Below are 13,894 nucleotides of genomic sequence, written 5' to 3'. Positions count from 1 at the left end.
GCAGCCAATCATTGACTGCAAAAGGGTCTAAATAAACCACATGTTTTGATAAAAAGCGCGGCGCGGAAATTTTATCAATTTAAATGACGCGCTTTTTCAATTTACGCGGCTCGCTACATCCGGTGTTGTTTTCAGACCGTTATAGATAAATAGTAATAAAATTAAACCAAATAAGGCGCCGGGTGAAACAAAAAAGGCAATCAGAAAAATGGCAATAGCCGCCGAGCCTAAAATCACTTTCCAAATTTCCTTGCTGGCAAATTTACCGGACTGCCGTTCTTGTCTATAATACTCTGCCGCGTTTTTCCCAAATGAAAAGATTAATACACAGGAAAAAACAAAAATAAAAGTAAAAAATAGTATAGTCATCATAAGGTTTACCATCTGATTTATTTAAATTTGATACCGTTATAGGCTTTTTCTTCCTGACAGATTTCTAATAAAGGCAGCCTCTGATAATGAAACATGCGGGCAAAAATCAGATCAGGGAATAGATAAATCGCCGTATTATACTCCGTTACTGCATCATTAAACATTTCGCGGCGATGAGCAATTTTATTTTCTAGATCCGTCACCGATGTCTGCAATTGTGAAAATTGGGAACCTGAAATCAGTGTCGGATAGTTTTCCGCTACGGCCAGTACAGATCGGAATGCATTGTGCATTTCATTGGAGGCTTTGATTTTATCTGTGAGGGTATCGGCATTAAGATATACCTGCCGTGCATCACTTAACCGAGTAAAAATATCACGTTCATGTGCCATAGACTTTTCCAACACGGTTACAAGCTGCGGGATCTGTTCTGCACGCTGTTTTAAAATAACATCGATATTGGCAAATGTATTGCTTGTCTGTTCTTTCAGGGCAATCAGGCGATTATAAATTGTGATCCCCCAGCCGATAAGTCCTACAGCAATGAGAGAGATAATAATAGTGGTGATTGTCATCTTTTTCTCCACGAGAATTCGGTTATATTTATTGTTAAGTCATGCCCTCCCTGCTGATTGGCGTAGCATCAGGGAAGGGTCCCACTTTGTTTAACCTGCCATAATCATTTAAAAATGAAAATACAGAAGTATTAAGAATACTATATCGAGGGCAGAGTTAATTCAATAAGTGAAATTTTTTAAAAGAAGATTTAATTGCGCTTGCTATGAGAATTCAAGGGATATTAAAGTTATCTTGGCCTCAAAACGGCGGAGTGTAGCTTTGCGGCGGGCTAAAAATTTATCCTCAACTTGTTCGGCTGGAATTAGATTATCAGCATCGGCAGAAACTTGGCCTATTTCTATTTGCCTGCGGAACCAAGCATCATGGGCATTCGTTGCCGCGGTGAAATCATTTTTCAGGGCATCATCGACCCTAAAGGTAAAAGTAGTTTCGCTCATAGCTAATGATTCCACTGTAATGTGTTACAAAGTAAGTATAGTGTAGTACTTAAGTGGGTAGAATACTACCAGAAGGATAGTAAAATATAATATTTAGATAAATTTAAATCCGAAATAGTGTCACCTATTTGTAAAAAATTTATTATTGTCTGTTATTTATTCTCGTAAATAATATTGTGAATTTTTTATTTAAAATATCTTTAATGAGTGAGATGGTATATTGATAATCCTTAGTTAAATTAATAAATGAAAATGATAGTCATTGTTTTTAATTCTGGCTTGTTAAAGCTTAAAATTAATGTACCTTGATGATTAAATTATTGTTATATTATTTTAATGTCTTAGTGGTAATGTTTTGTTAAAATATAATTTCATTTAATATAACCAAGTATTAACCACAATGAATAGTTAATACTTGGCAATAAAATAAATAACCAAGTTAAAATAAATCACATATATACCCAATGGATTTCAAGATGCATCGCGACGGCAAGGGAGCGAATCCCCGGGAGCATAGATAACTATGTGACCGGGGTGAGTGAGTGCAGCCAACAAAGAGGCAACTTGAAAGATAACGGGTATATTAGAGTTTCTCTCCATTAACGGCTGACCAATGATAAGGTTGCAGTTCACGTATGGCTTTAAATAACAGTTCATTTTTATCATTAGTCACCGCGGCTTTTACTGAGCCTCCCCAATGAACCAAACGCTCCTGACATATTCCACATGGCGTCAAAATGATATATTCACAGCCGGCATCTTCACGGTAGAGACATAAAGAGTGTGTTACCGCTTCATTCAGTTTATGGGCTTCTAAATAAGCGCCAACTTCCATACAAAGGGATAATGCGTCAATTTTGGTATCAGGGGCAATGCTGGTTAAGATTTTTCCCGATTCTGTCCGTACTGAGGCAGCGCCACCCCATCCTTTAGGGTATCGTTTTTCAATTAAGTTAACTGCGGCATTATATAACTCTTGTTCTATATTCATTAATTTATTACTCCGTTCTAATTAGCTTATTTTTTCTATGTTAATAACATCTTTGAAAATAAGCGGTTAGTTGATAATAAAATGCGCTTGTCTTTTTCTTATCGACAGAATTTATAGTATAGAACAGTACGATTTATGTTGTATAGAATACTTATAATTTTTTCAGATCAATTCCGGTTTTAAAAATGCCTTTAAATAACCATACCACTGATAATAATTGCCAGTCGGTTAAATAATTCACTAAACATACGCTCGGTAAATGGCGCTAACATCGGGATTAAAAGCGTGAGTACTAATATACCGGTAGTCAGCGTTAACGGAAAGCCAACCACAAAGATGGAAAGTTGTGGTGTCATCCGGTTTAAAATTCCCAATGATAAATTCAGTGTTAATAATAGCGTTATTAATGGTAAAGCCAGCATCATGCCGTTGATAAATATCATGCTGGCGCTTTGTGCTAGCAATAAAAATCCTTCGGCGCTGAGTTGTAATGGTTGTATTGGCAGAATCTGGAAGGTATCAGCCAGAACTGATAATAGCCATAGATGACCGTCAAAGGCCAGAAATAATAATAAGGTTAATAGGTTAAAGATTCGTGCCAATATAGGCATATTAGGGCCGCCGGAGGGATCAAAAAAGGTAGCGAATGAAAGCCCCATCTGTAAACCAATTATTTCACCGGCATGACGTACTGCGGCAAAGGCAATTTGCATTGTCAGGCCAAGTGATGCCCCAATTAAGATTTGCTGGAGCATCACCCAGAATGCCGCAACAGAGAAAATAGGCACTTGCGCAGGTTGCAGGTTTGGCATCAAGAGCAGCGTTACCATCACTGCCAGTCCGATTCTGACTTTCTTAGGCGCCTGTTTTTCACTGAATAATGGCGCAGTACTGAACAGCGCAAGCACCCGAACCAGCGGCCAGAAAAATTCACTGACGAACTGGATCAGCATTTCACTGTTAAAAGAGATCATAATTAGCCAATTATCACGGGTATGCTGCTGTAGAGCTCACGCATGTAGTCTAACAATAGGTTTAACATCCAGGGGCCGGCGATAACGGTCGTGACAAATACCGCCAGAATTTTGGGAATAAATGACAGCGTCATTTCGTTAACCTGTGTTGCAGCTTGCAACAAGCTCACAATTAAACCACATAATAAAGCCGCTAACAGTAGCGGCGCCGCTAACGCCAGCGCCACTTTCATGGCTTCTGTTCCCAATGCCATGACTGATTCAGGAGTCATAATGTCTGTCTCTTTTCAGGTCAACCGTAAAAACTTTGCGCCAGAGAACCCAGTAGTAATTGCCAGCCGTCAACTAAGACAAATAGCATGAGTTTAAAGGGCAGTGAGATAGTGGCGGGGGGCACCATCATCATCCCCAACGCCATTAATACGCTGGCGACCACCAGATCAATAATCAAAAATGGAATAAACAGCGTAAAACCAATCTGAAAAGCGGTTTTCAATTCGCTGGTGATAAATGCCGGCATTAATACTCGCATAGGAACGGAATCGGCAGTTTCAAATGGCGGTTGATCAGCAAGACGAGCAAATAACGCTAAATCGTTTTCTCTTGTTTGACGCAACATAAATTGCCGTAATGGCTTGGCGCCATTTTCTAAAGCGGTTTCCAGACTGATTTTATCTTCACTGAAAGGCAGATAAGCATCTTGATACACTTTATCGAAAACCGGCGACATAATGAAAAACGTCATAAATAGCGCCAGTCCAAGTAAAACCTGATTAGGCGGCGCCGATGGGGTGCCTAAAGCATTACGCAGTAAACCCAACACGATAATAATGCGGGTAAAACTGGTCATCATGAGCAAGGCTGCGGGAATAAAAGTCAGCGCGGTAATGAAAACTAAGGTCTGAACCGGTAGTGACCAACTCTGCCCGCCGTTTGCCAGTGGTTGGCTGATTATGCCCGGCAATTGCGCCGCAGCATCCAGCGGTAAAATAAGCGCAACGAGTATCATCCCCAGGCGGCATGACAAGGCAAACTTATTCCTTGGTATAAAGAAAGAACTACTTTTTTTCATCATCTTTGCCTTGTCGCATCAGCGTATTTTTTAAAATCTGACCAAACAGCGCTGGTTTTATAACTTGTTCTTCGGTGCTATCACGGTTGGATTCAGGTATTGGCATCTGATGTAATAAATTAATTTGCTGAGCAGTGACGCCCAGTACCAGCCAGTTATCTTCAACTTCCACAATAACGACGCGTTCACGTTGTCCCAGAGAACAACTGGCTTTGATACTCAATTGTTGCTGAGTTTTTCCTTTGCTGGAAAACAGCCCCATACGTCGTATTAGCCAAGTGAGGGTGAAAATCAATAGCAACACTCCCGCCAGTGCGCTGCTGACTTGCATCAGTGTCTGACCTGCGGGCAGTGGCGCGGATGTGGCGACTTGAGTAACCGCTTGGGTTTGCGCGACAGGTTCCGCCGCGCCATTATGCAGAGAGGGCTGGAAAGCCATATTAGCGACTCAGGCGACGCATACGTTCAGAAGGGGTGATGATATCGGTGATACGGATACCGTATTTATCGGATACAACCACAACTTCACCCTGAGCGATCAGATATCCATTGATTAAAATATCCAATGGCTCGCCAGCAAGACCATCAAGGGAAACAACCGAACCTTGAGACAATCTCAATAGCTGTTTGATGGTCATTTTGGTCCGGCCCAGTTCTACGGATAATTTGACCGGAATATCCAGAATCAGGTCGATATCCGATAAGTGAGCCAGCGTATCCTGAGGCTCCAGAGATTCAAAAATTGACGCGCTACTGTCAGAGGTTTGTTGTTGCGCGGCCTGTTGTTCCAGAGCTTCTGCCCACATATCTTCGGCAGATCCGGTTGAAGCGGTATCTGTGGGTTGCTTAGCATCACTCATTGGGCTGTTCCTCATCCAGAGCATTTAAAACAGGGTTAATAAGATGTTCGACACGCAGGGCATATTGCCCGTTTAATGTTCCGTACTGACTGGTGAGCACCGGCACACCATCGACGTGAACGATCAGGCGTTCGGGTTTATCAATAGGTAAGATATCCCCCGGCTGGAGTTGCAGGATCTTTGACAGCCTCAGCGGGATATCAACAAAGTTAGCGACCAATTCCAGCTCTGAATGCTGAACCTGTTTTACCAGGCTTTCTCGCCACAGACTGTCTTCTTGCCGCACATTGTCCAGCGGTGGATTGGTTAGACGTTCCCGTAGGGGTTCGATCATGGCAAACGGAATACAGATGTTAAATTCACCACTCAACGCGCCAATTTCCACTTGAAACGGCGTTGTCACCACAATATCGTTCGGCGATGTCGTAATATTGGTGAATTTCACCTGCATTTCAGAGCGAATGTATTCCACTTCAATTTTGAAAATGGCGCTCCAGGCGTCACGATAGGAATCCAACGCCATACGTAACATCCGGTTAATCACTCGTTGCTCAGTATGGGTGAATTCACGGCCTTCTACTTTGGTCGGGAAACGTCCATCTCCGCCAAACAAGTTGTCTACTGCGATGTAAACCAAGCTTGGCGCGAATGCAAACAGCGCTGTTCCTCTCAACGGTTTCAGATGAACCAGATTAAGGTTGGTCGGTACTGCCAGATTACGGGCGAATTCGTGATAAGGCTGAGTTTTTATGGCGCCGACAGTAATGTCAGGACTACGGCGGAGCATGTTAAACAGCCCCATCCTGAAATGACGGGCAAAGCGTTCATTAATAATTTCCAGTGCTTGCAGACGTTCCCGAATAACACGGCGTTGAGTATTAGGATCATAAGGGCGAATCTCATTTTCCCGGGACGCGGTATTTTCTGCGTCGTCACTGGCACTGTCGCCATTGAGCAGAGCATCAATCTCTGCCTGTGAAAGAATATTGTCACTCATGGTGATTATCGCAGAATAAACGTGGTAAACAGCACATCGGTGATGACCTGATCCGGCTCACCGGGCACCAAGGTTGGGCGAAGTGTTTGCTTGATGTCGTCCATCAGACGCAATTTACCGCTATCATGCGCCAGATCGGCTGATTTCTGGCGTGATAGTAGCAATAACATACGACTACGAACTTCCGGCAGATACTCGTGGAAGCGCTGGCGAGTTTTTTCATCGGCTAAACGTAAAGTCACGCCAATGTAGAGCACTCGGTCAAAGTGATCTTCATTGTCGATCAGGTTGACGGTAAAAGGCTCCAGAGTCATAAAGACCGGGGTTTCTATGGCCTTGGATGCTGTAGAGTCACTCTCTTTTGCCTGTTTAAGCGCCCACCAACTGTATCCCCCGATGGCGGCGCCGATAACGGCAATCAGTACTAACAGTATCATCCCAAATGGATTTTTGCGTTTACGCTCGTAGCTATAGTCAGACATGGACAGACAAATTCCTGTTTTTGTTGCGGATAAATGTCCACGCGTTCCGTGGTGGACTGACTTATCCATCAATATCGATGATCATTATCCCGCGTATTTCCGTAGGCAATAGCTGGAACAAACGGGGAAAAAACTACTAACTCGTTCGTTTGTTGTGAGTCTTGTTTATACCCGTTATCTTTCAAGTTGCCTCTTTGTTGGCTGCGCTCGCTCACCCTGGTCACTCGGGTCACATAGTTTGCTATGCTCCCGGGGATTCTCTCCCTTGCCGTCGCGATGCATCTTGAAATCCATAGGGTATATACCTTCCATCATCAGGCGAAAATATCCACACCTCCTCGAGCCGATGCCAGTTGATCAGGGGTTAAACGTACTGTGGATTCAGGAGCGGAATGGTTTTCTGAGGTGGTATCAGCATTGTGACTTGCGGTTCCGCCTGAATGTTGTGAATCAGAGCGTTGTTCTTGTTGCCACGGACTAGCGTTGTCACTGCTGACACTGCTTTGGGTCAGTTGAATACCGCTTTCTGCCAGTGCGTGGCGAAGCCCGGGTAATGCGGCTTCCAGTGCCGCCCGGACATGGTTGTGAGCCGATGCCAGATGTAATTGCGCTTGATTATCTTCAACGGACATACGGATTTGCAATGCGCCTAGCTCTTGTGGATGCAGGCGTAACTCTGCTTGTTGCAGGCCGTTGCGGTTGAATAAAATAATTTGCTGGTTTAATTGTTGTTGCCACTCTTCACTACCCAACAGGGCATTCAGTAAGGGGGTAGAAGCACTGGATAACTGAAACTGGGCTGTCTGATTGTGCCCTGCGGAGAGCACGGGAGAGGTTGTTACAGAGGAGATTTGCCCGATTTGTTGATTTTCAGTGGCGGTCGGCGCGTGTTGGATCTCAGCTTGAGCGGTGGTCTGAATCAGTACTGATGCACGCGGATGAGGCTGAGTGGCCGTTTCATGCTGGAGGGTTGCGGCAGCAATCTTGGGTTTTACCGAAGAATTTTGCCCAAGTCCGTTTTCCGGTTTGGTTTTAAAAAGAACTTCTGCTTTTTCTTCTGTTTGTTCTGGCTGTTCTGCAATCTCTGTCAGAGGATTCTCCTCAGTCGATAATCCCGTAGAGACTAACTCTTTAGCGTTAATTTGACGGTTTTTATCATTATGCTTGGTGAGCCCGTCAGGTTGGAGGCCACTTTTCTGGTTTTCTGATTTGATAGCTAACCCGGATAATTGTATGGGTAAACTTGCCGCCAGCTCTTCTGCTGACATGAGCTTTTCATCAACAGGAACTGGTTGTTTGTTTGCATCTGTTTTTACATCAAGAGGAATCAGCGAGGAGGTAATAGACTCCATCGGCATTTCATTTGGGATAGATAATTTATTTGAGATAGATAATTCAGTTGAAGTAGATAATAGTGGCGACAAACCGTTGTCTGTATCATCTGTAATTTCTTTTTCTTCTTTTTTGGATGATACTTTTCCTGATTTAACCGCACCTTTTTGTGCTAGTTCGGTTTCCAGATTAAGAAACTGAGCAAAATCCGAAGTCTGATCGGCATCGGTGAGTGAATCACTGCGAGTGGGTTGGTTTTCTGTCGGTTTCAGGTCGGCAGGCAAAAGAGTGAGATTCATTATTTATTTCTCCGTTGTGCGCTACGTTGAGCATACTCATCCATCTGTTTCTGCTCCGTTCTGTTCTGATGTAATCTTCGGTTGTTATCTGCCCGTTGTTGCAAGGTATCGAAAGCATTGAGGCGCTGTTGTTTTTCCCGCCACTGTGATAAAGCCGTATCAAGCCGCTGTTGCCATTGATTGAGTTGCAATTTGTGCTGTTCAATCGCTTTTTCCAGTGTTTTCATGAATTGCTGATAGTTTTGCCAAGTGGTGCATGGCATACCATGACTTAGTGTGTCATTCAGGCGTTCCCGGTATTCATCCTGATAGCCCATCAACGTTGCGAGTTGTTGCTCCATTTGCTGATGGTTCTGACGAACTTGCGCCAGGTGAGTGGCGGCTTTTTCCACTGCATTTTGTGCAAGGTCACGCAAGGTCATGAGAGGTGATTGTTGCTGCATCTTATTCCTCGCTTTAATGGCAACACCCAGAAAATCGTTACGTTACGTAGGTAACAACTGTTGTAATTGAATGCAGGCCGCCTCATATTCACTACGCTCTTCAATGTCTTGCTGTAGAAATTGCGCCATGTAGGGATAGAGTTCAATGGCTTTGTCCAATAGCGGATCACTGCCTGCCGCATAAGCACCGACGTTAATCAGATCACGGTTACGCTGATAGCTCGCGAGTAGTTGTTTGAACTGCTGTACCCGCCGGTAGTGCGGCTTATCAATGAGAGAGGTCATCGCGCGGCTGATCGAGGCTTCAATATCAATTGCCGGGTAATGCCCTGATTCTGCCAGCGAACGGGAGAGGACGATGTGGCCATCTAGAATTGCGCGGGCCGCATCGGCTATCGGGTCTTGTTGATCATCACCTTCGGTGAGTACGGTGTAGAATGCGGTAATTGAGCCGCCGCCGTTGACTCCATTCCCTGCACGTTCCACCAGCGCCGGCAGTTTGGCGAAAACCGAAGGCGGATAACCTTTGGTTGCCGGCGGTTCGCCAATTGCCAGGGCAATTTCACGTTGCGCCATACTGTAGCGGGTCAATGAATCCATAATCAGCAATACATGTTTACCCCGATCACGAAAATCTTCAGCGATACGGGTGGCGTAGGAAGCGCCTTGCATACGTAACAGAGGCGAGATATCGGCTGGCGCGGCGACAACCACTGAGCGTGCTAAACCGGCGGCGCCAAGGATGTTTTCAATAAAGTCTTTAACTTCTCGGCCGCGTTCACCAATCAAGCCAACGACAATCACATCAGCCTGAGTATAACGGGCCATCATGCCAAGCAGGACACTTTTACCGACCCCGGAGCCGGCAAACAATCCCATACGTTGCCCGCGACCTACGGTCAGTAGGGCATTAATCGCTCGTACACCGACATCCAGTACGTCACTGATTGGCGTACGTTGCAGAGGATTGATCGGCGGTGTGGCGAGTGGCGCACGATAGCCGGTATCTGGCGAAGGAAAACCATCCAGTGGACGACCAGCGCCATCCAAAACCCGGCCTAACAGTTCCGGGCCAAGCGGTAACTGACGCCCGCTGCCGCAATCTTCACTGTACGGGCGGGCGTATACACGGGCGCCGGGGACAATCCCTTCCAGATCTTCAAGTGGCATGAGGAGAAGTTTTTCGCCATTAAAACCGACAACTTCACTTTCAACTTCTTCAATATTGCTGCCATTTTGTCGCTCAATCAGGCAGGTTGCCCCCAGAGGCAGATGTAAACCCGTTGCTTCCATCACCAGTCCGGTCGCTCTGGTCAGACGTCCATAACGACGCACTGGCGAGGTTTTCGCTAGTTTCTGCTCAAAAGCATCCAGTGTCGCCAGCCAGCGCCCGAGTCTTGCTGTCATTACAATTCCCCCGGTGCGGCTAGTCGGCATAGTTCATGCCAGCGGGTTGCCAGACTGGCATCTAAATCGCCTTCATCTGCACTGATTTTGCAGCCGCCAGGATGCAGTTTGTTGTCTGCCAGTAAGCGCCAGCCGTGTAACGAGAGCGTGTTGCCTAATTGTTGTTCAACCATTGGCATATCTCGTGGATGAACCCGTAATTGAGGTTTACCACTCAACATCGGCTCCTGTTGAATAAATTCGCGGATTTGATTGAGTAGGGCAGTGCCATCACAAATCGCAGCTTGACCTAAGATCTGTTTTGCAGCGGTCAGTGACAGTTGCATCAAGCGGGATGCAATGATCGTGTCAAGTCCTTCCAGTGAATGTTGGAAATCGGCCAGCAGATTTTGCCACTGCTCTGTGATAGGTTGCTGTTGCTGAATAGCTTCTTGTAACCCCTGTTCCAAACCGGATTCTAAGCCGACTTGGTAGCCTTTTTCATAACCTTGCGCTTGACCTTCGCTAAATCCCTGTTCATGGCCTGCCTGCCGTGCCTGCTCTTTCAGGTTATCCAGCATTGCCGCCTGTTCAAGGATTTCATTACGCTCCAAGTCTTCCTGTGAGTCATCAACGGGCTCTGGTTTGGCCCGTAGTTTTTCCCACTGTGTCAGTTCGTTTGGTTTCCAGGGTTGCCAGTCAGCATTGTTTAACTTATCAGACATAGCTATCGTCGCCGCCATTCAGAATAATCTCGCCGCTTTCCGCCAGACGACGAACAATAAGCAGAATCGCTTTCTGTTCGCTTTCCACTTGCGACATACGTACCGGACCACGGTTTGCCAGGTCATCGCGCATAATCTCTGCGGCACGTTGAGACATATTGTTGAGGAAATGATCGCGCAGTTGCTGGTTGCAGCCTTTCAGTGCAATGAGCAGGGAGTCAGTGGTGATTTCTTGCAACAGGCGTTGGATACTGCGGTCATCCACATCGATAAGGTTTTCGAACAGGAACATTTCATCGATGATTTTTTGTGCCAGCTCGTTATCGTAGGCGCGCATGGCTTCGATAACATTCTCTTCTTGCTGACTTTTCATCAGGTTGATAATTTCAGCCGCGGTACGAATGCCGCCCATTTTGCTACGTTTGAGATTCTGGCCGTCTAACAGGTTATTGAGCACTTCTGTGAGTTCAGCCAGTGCCGCCGGCTGTACGCCGCCAAAAGTCGCAATACGTAGCATGATGTCGTTGCGTAATTTGTCATCAAACAGAGCAAGGATATCGGCTGCTTGCCCGCGATTTAAGTGGACCAGAATGGTGGCGATAATCTGTGGATGCTCGTCACGGATCATATCGGCTGCCATTTGAGGTTCCATAAAGTTGAGGGTCTCAATACCGGTAGTGGTTTCACGGGATTCGAGAATATCCTCAAGCAGACTGGAAGCACGTTCTTCACCTAGCGCTTTAATTAGCACCGAACGCAAATAGTCACTGGCGTTGATACTCAGTGCTGCATACTGGCCGGCATCTTCTTCAAACTCTGCCAATACATCCACCAGTTGCTGGTTAGAAACTTGGCGCATACCCGCCATTGTGATACTGAGTTGCTGGACTTCCCTGGAGTTCAGGTGTTTAAACACCTCGGCCGCCTGATCTTCTCCCAGGGTCATTAACATGACGGCGCTTTTTTCTGTTCCGTTCAGGCTCATTGTTCGTTACTCATCCATTGACGGATCACCAGCGCCACTACGCGAGGATCTTTTTCTGCCAGTTCGCGGATGCGTTGGCTTTGAATTTCAGCACTGACTCGTTGACGCGTCAGTCTCTGGCGTGTTTTTTCATCCATTTCCGCACTCGATTCAGTCATTTGTTTTTTCTGAACTTTCTGTGCTTCAAGGGCGGCTTTTTCCGCAGCGCGTTTTTTGGCAAGTTGAGGAACCACCATTTTGCGCCACAGCAGCCATGCCACCAGAATCAATAGCAGGTAACGGCCAAAATCAAAGGCTTTTTCCAACAGAACCGGATTCTGCCAGACAGGAATAACTTCGATATTTTCTTTGCTTTCCGTAAATGGCGTGTTAACCACATTCAAGCTGTCGCCACGCTCTTTAGAAAAGCCCATCGCTTCTCTGGTCAGCGATTCTATTTTTGCCAATTGCTCAGGTGTTAATGCCTGAGTTTCCGGGCCATTTTTGCCTTCCACCGTGACATAATTGACGACAACGGCGACAGATAAGCGTTCAACACCGCCGGCTTGCTGTTGCACATGGCGAATAGTCCGGTCCACTTCATAGTTTGTGGTTTCGTCACGGCGGTTATTGCGATTATTGTTCACCACGCGCTCGTTACTGTTACCAGCGGATGAGGCTTTCTTATCGCTCTTGTCGTTTTTATTGTTCTCTTTGGTATTTGGTTTATCAATCGGCGCACTCGGCGGCGGGCTCGGTTGATTGGAAAGCGCGCCGGGAATACCGCCAACCATAGGCCCGCCGCTCTGTTCGCTTTCACTCAACTGTTTTGAGCGAACCGCAGCCTGATTAGGAGGTTGGTTAGGTTTATATTCTTCCGCTGTCTCTTCACGGCGTGAAAAATCCACCTGTGCTGTCACTTGTGCGTGAACGTTACCACGACCGACAACTGGGGATAGAATCGCTTCGATACGATGCTGGAAACGATTTTCCACTTCCTGAATGTATTTCAGTTGGCTGGTATTTAGATCGCGTCCAGTAGCATCGGCTTGGGTCAACAGGCGTCCGGTTTGATCAACGATGGTGACATTGCCCGGTGGTAAGCCAGCGACGCTACTGGAAACCATATGAACAATGGCGTTTATCTGGCCTTCATCCAGAGTGCGGCCTTGCAGTAATCCAACGGTCACGGAAGCTGAGGGCGATTTCTGTTCACGGACAAACAGCGAGGGTTTGGGGAGTGCAAGGTGAACACGGGCATTTTGCACCGGCCCTAAAGATTCAATGGTACGTGACAGTTCACCTTCCAATGCCCTTTGGTAGTTAACTTGCTCACTAAATTGGCTGATCCCAAACTTTTCTTTATCGAGTAGTTCGAATCCAGCAGCTCCGCCCTTAGGCAACCCTTGTTGCGCCAATCTTAGCCGTGTCTCATGCACCTGTTCGGCAGGGATCATGATAGCAGCGCCATTTTCGGCAAAACGGTAAGGGATATTTAATTGGGTTAATTGGGTGACAATATCGCCGCCATCTTTATCGCTTAGATTACTGTAAAGCACCCGATAATCGGGGCTGCGTAACCACAGGAAAAGGGCAATGACAATCGCAACGGCTGCGCTGCCGGCAACTAATAATGGCACTTTAGGATCAGCTTTTATCTGGTTAATGATAGCACTGAAACCTTTAGTTTGATTTTCAACGTCAGTTGTTGCGGCACTCATAGACGATCCTTGCCTTGCTGTTCAACATGAATACTAAAAGCGTGGCGTAACAAAACAGACTCCCCATACGCAAGCGAAAAAATTCTTCCTATTTTCAGTTTTGTCATTATTCGCTGTTCACTCATCTTTTAATGGCACAATAAGCCCAGACTTTTTACTTTAATTACCCGCTTTAGATCGAGAGGGCTATGTTAGGGTGGCAGTCTAAAAATATGCCGTATATACCTTGGGTTAATATGGCATTGAATTGAGTAGGTTAT

The 13,894-nt window shown here is 45.9% G+C and carries 17 protein-coding genes; all 17 read right to left on the bottom strand.

The genetic code is table 11. The annotated features are described in order from the left end of the window. Window positions 1-96: 96 nt before the first annotated feature. The 17 genes from TI10_RS04235 to fliF all read right to left on the bottom strand — a co-directional run bounded on the left by TI10_RS04235 (window position 97) and on the right by fliF (window position 13,634). On the bottom strand, window positions 97-372 hold the full coding sequence (locus tag TI10_RS04235; protein WP_049581969.1) for a hypothetical protein: 276 nt from the start codon (window positions 370-372) through the stop codon (window positions 97-99). A gap of 17 nt (window positions 373-389) precedes the next feature. Further along, window positions 390-947: a LemA family protein gene (locus TI10_RS04230; protein ID WP_049581968.1), complete on the bottom strand. Its 558-nt coding sequence runs from the start codon at window positions 945-947 to the stop codon at window positions 390-392. 204 nt (window positions 948-1,151) lie between these two features. Next, complete coding sequence (locus TI10_RS04225) at window positions 1,152-1,388, bottom strand: hypothetical protein (RefSeq protein ID WP_049581967.1); 237 nt, start codon at window positions 1,386-1,388, stop codon at window positions 1,152-1,154. Window positions 1,389-1,971: 583 nt separating this feature from the next. Continuing rightward, window positions 1,972-2,379: a cytidine deaminase gene (locus tag TI10_RS04220; protein WP_049581966.1), complete on the bottom strand. Its 408-nt coding sequence runs from the start codon at window positions 2,377-2,379 to the stop codon at window positions 1,972-1,974. A gap of 191 nt (window positions 2,380-2,570) precedes the next feature. Beyond that, window positions 2,571-3,353 carry a flagellar biosynthetic protein FliR gene (fliR, locus tag TI10_RS04215; RefSeq protein WP_049581964.1) on the bottom strand — a complete coding sequence of 261 codons (783 nt, stop codon included), beginning with the start codon at window positions 3,351-3,353 and terminating at the stop codon, window positions 2,571-2,573. 2 nt (window positions 3,354-3,355) lie between these two features. After that, window positions 3,356-3,625, bottom strand: coding sequence for a flagellar biosynthesis protein FliQ (fliQ, locus tag TI10_RS04210; RefSeq protein WP_049581963.1), 270 nt, complete (start codon window positions 3,623-3,625; stop codon window positions 3,356-3,358). A 20-nt stretch (window positions 3,626-3,645) separates the two neighbouring features. Further along, window positions 3,646-4,362: a flagellar type III secretion system pore protein FliP gene (fliP, locus tag TI10_RS04205; RefSeq protein ID WP_049582171.1), complete on the bottom strand. Its 717-nt coding sequence runs from the start codon at window positions 4,360-4,362 to the stop codon at window positions 3,646-3,648. Between the two features lie 49 nt (window positions 4,363-4,411). After that, window positions 4,412-4,864, bottom strand: coding sequence for a flagellar biosynthetic protein FliO (fliO, locus tag TI10_RS04200; RefSeq protein ID WP_049581962.1), 453 nt, complete (start codon window positions 4,862-4,864; stop codon window positions 4,412-4,414). Window position 4,865: 1 nt separating this feature from the next. Continuing rightward, a complete protein-coding gene (gene fliN, locus TI10_RS04195; RefSeq protein WP_049581960.1) occupies window positions 4,866-5,285 on the bottom strand; it encodes a flagellar motor switch protein FliN in 420 nt (139 codons plus the stop codon). Further along, a complete protein-coding gene (gene fliM / locus TI10_RS04190; RefSeq protein WP_049581959.1) occupies window positions 5,278-6,282 on the bottom strand; it encodes a flagellar motor switch protein FliM in 1,005 nt (334 codons plus the stop codon). Before fliM ends, fliN begins: the two co-directional genes overlap by 8 nt. Window positions 6,283-6,287: 5 nt before the next feature. Then, the gene (fliL, locus tag TI10_RS04185; RefSeq protein ID WP_049581958.1) at window positions 6,288-6,764 is read right to left on the bottom strand and encodes a flagellar basal body-associated protein FliL; all 477 of its coding nucleotides are present in this window, start codon (window positions 6,762-6,764) and stop codon (window positions 6,288-6,290) included. A gap of 314 nt (window positions 6,765-7,078) precedes the next feature. Next, window positions 7,079-8,395 (bottom strand): flagellar hook-length control protein FliK, encoded by a 1,317-nt coding sequence (locus TI10_RS04180; RefSeq protein ID WP_049581957.1) that lies wholly within the window; start codon window positions 8,393-8,395, stop codon window positions 7,079-7,081. Continuing rightward, complete coding sequence (fliJ, locus tag TI10_RS04175; protein ID WP_049581956.1) at window positions 8,395-8,838, bottom strand: flagellar export protein FliJ; 444 nt, start codon at window positions 8,836-8,838, stop codon at window positions 8,395-8,397. Before fliJ ends, TI10_RS04180 begins: the two co-directional genes overlap by 1 nt. Window positions 8,839-8,880: 42 nt before the next feature. After that, the gene (gene fliI / locus TI10_RS04170) at window positions 8,881-10,245 is read right to left on the bottom strand and encodes a flagellar protein export ATPase FliI (RefSeq protein ID WP_049581955.1); all 1,365 of its coding nucleotides are present in this window, start codon (window positions 10,243-10,245) and stop codon (window positions 8,881-8,883) included. Beyond that, the gene (gene fliH / locus TI10_RS04165) at window positions 10,245-10,949 is read right to left on the bottom strand and encodes a flagellar assembly protein FliH (RefSeq protein WP_049581953.1); all 705 of its coding nucleotides are present in this window, start codon (window positions 10,947-10,949) and stop codon (window positions 10,245-10,247) included. Before fliH ends, fliI begins: the two co-directional genes overlap by 1 nt. Then, a complete protein-coding gene (gene fliG / locus TI10_RS04160; RefSeq protein ID WP_049581952.1) occupies window positions 10,942-11,934 on the bottom strand; it encodes a flagellar motor switch protein FliG in 993 nt (330 codons plus the stop codon). The genes fliH and fliG overlap by 8 nt, the downstream gene beginning before the upstream one ends. Beyond that, window positions 11,931-13,634: a flagellar basal-body MS-ring/collar protein FliF gene (gene fliF / locus TI10_RS04155; RefSeq protein WP_049581950.1), complete on the bottom strand. Its 1,704-nt coding sequence runs from the start codon at window positions 13,632-13,634 to the stop codon at window positions 11,931-11,933. Before fliF ends, fliG begins: the two co-directional genes overlap by 4 nt. Between the last annotated feature and the right edge of the window lie 260 nt (window positions 13,635-13,894).

Source organism: Photorhabdus luminescens subsp. luminescens, assembly GCF_001083805.1.
In the GTDB taxonomy this organism is placed as follows: Bacteria; Pseudomonadota; Gammaproteobacteria; order Enterobacterales; family Enterobacteriaceae; genus Photorhabdus; species Photorhabdus luminescens.
Note: the sequence above shows the minus strand (reverse complement) of the source record. Positions and strands in the feature narration are given on the sequence as shown.

Bases quoted from the DNA above. Each gene is read 5' to 3' on its own strand.
- TI10_RS04235 (WP_049581969.1), bottom strand. From the start codon at position 372: ATGATGACTATACTATTTTTTACTTTTATTTTTGTTTTTTCCTGTGTA.
- TI10_RS04230 (WP_049581968.1), bottom strand. From the start codon at position 947: ATGACAATCACCACTATTATTATCTCTCTCATTGCTGTAGGACTTATC.
- TI10_RS04225 (WP_049581967.1), bottom strand. From the start codon at position 1,388: ATGAGCGAAACTACTTTTACCTTTAGGGTCGATGATGCCCTGAAAAAT.
- TI10_RS04220 (WP_049581966.1), bottom strand. From the start codon at position 2,379: ATGAATATAGAACAAGAGTTATATAATGCCGCAGTTAACTTAATTGAA.
- fliR (WP_049581964.1), bottom strand. From the start codon at position 3,353: ATGATCTCTTTTAACAGTGAAATGCTGATCCAGTTCGTCAGTGAATTT.
- fliQ (WP_049581963.1), bottom strand. From the start codon at position 3,625: ATGACTCCTGAATCAGTCATGGCATTGGGAACAGAAGCCATGAAAGTG.
- fliP (WP_049582171.1), bottom strand. From the start codon at position 4,362: ATGATACTCGTTGCGCTTATTTTACCGCTGGATGCTGCGGCGCAATTG.
- fliO (WP_049581962.1), bottom strand. From the start codon at position 4,864: ATGGCTTTCCAGCCCTCTCTGCATAATGGCGCGGCGGAACCTGTCGCG.
- fliN (WP_049581960.1), bottom strand. From the start codon at position 5,285: ATGAGTGATGCTAAGCAACCCACAGATACCGCTTCAACCGGATCTGCC.
- fliM (WP_049581959.1), bottom strand. From the start codon at position 6,282: ATGAGTGACAATATTCTTTCACAGGCAGAGATTGATGCTCTGCTCAAT.
- fliL (WP_049581958.1), bottom strand. From the start codon at position 6,764: ATGTCTGACTATAGCTACGAGCGTAAACGCAAAAATCCATTTGGGATG.
- TI10_RS04180 (WP_049581957.1), bottom strand. From the start codon at position 8,395: ATGAATCTCACTCTTTTGCCTGCCGACCTGAAACCGACAGAAAACCAA.
- fliJ (WP_049581956.1), bottom strand. From the start codon at position 8,838: ATGCAGCAACAATCACCTCTCATGACCTTGCGTGACCTTGCACAAAAT.
- fliI (WP_049581955.1), bottom strand. From the start codon at position 10,245: ATGACAGCAAGACTCGGGCGCTGGCTGGCGACACTGGATGCTTTTGAG.
- fliH (WP_049581953.1), bottom strand. From the start codon at position 10,949: ATGTCTGATAAGTTAAACAATGCTGACTGGCAACCCTGGAAACCAAAC.
- fliG (WP_049581952.1), bottom strand. From the start codon at position 11,934: ATGAGCCTGAACGGAACAGAAAAAAGCGCCGTCATGTTAATGACCCTG.
- fliF (WP_049581950.1), bottom strand. From the start codon at position 13,634: ATGAGTGCCGCAACAACTGACGTTGAAAATCAAACTAAAGGTTTCAGT.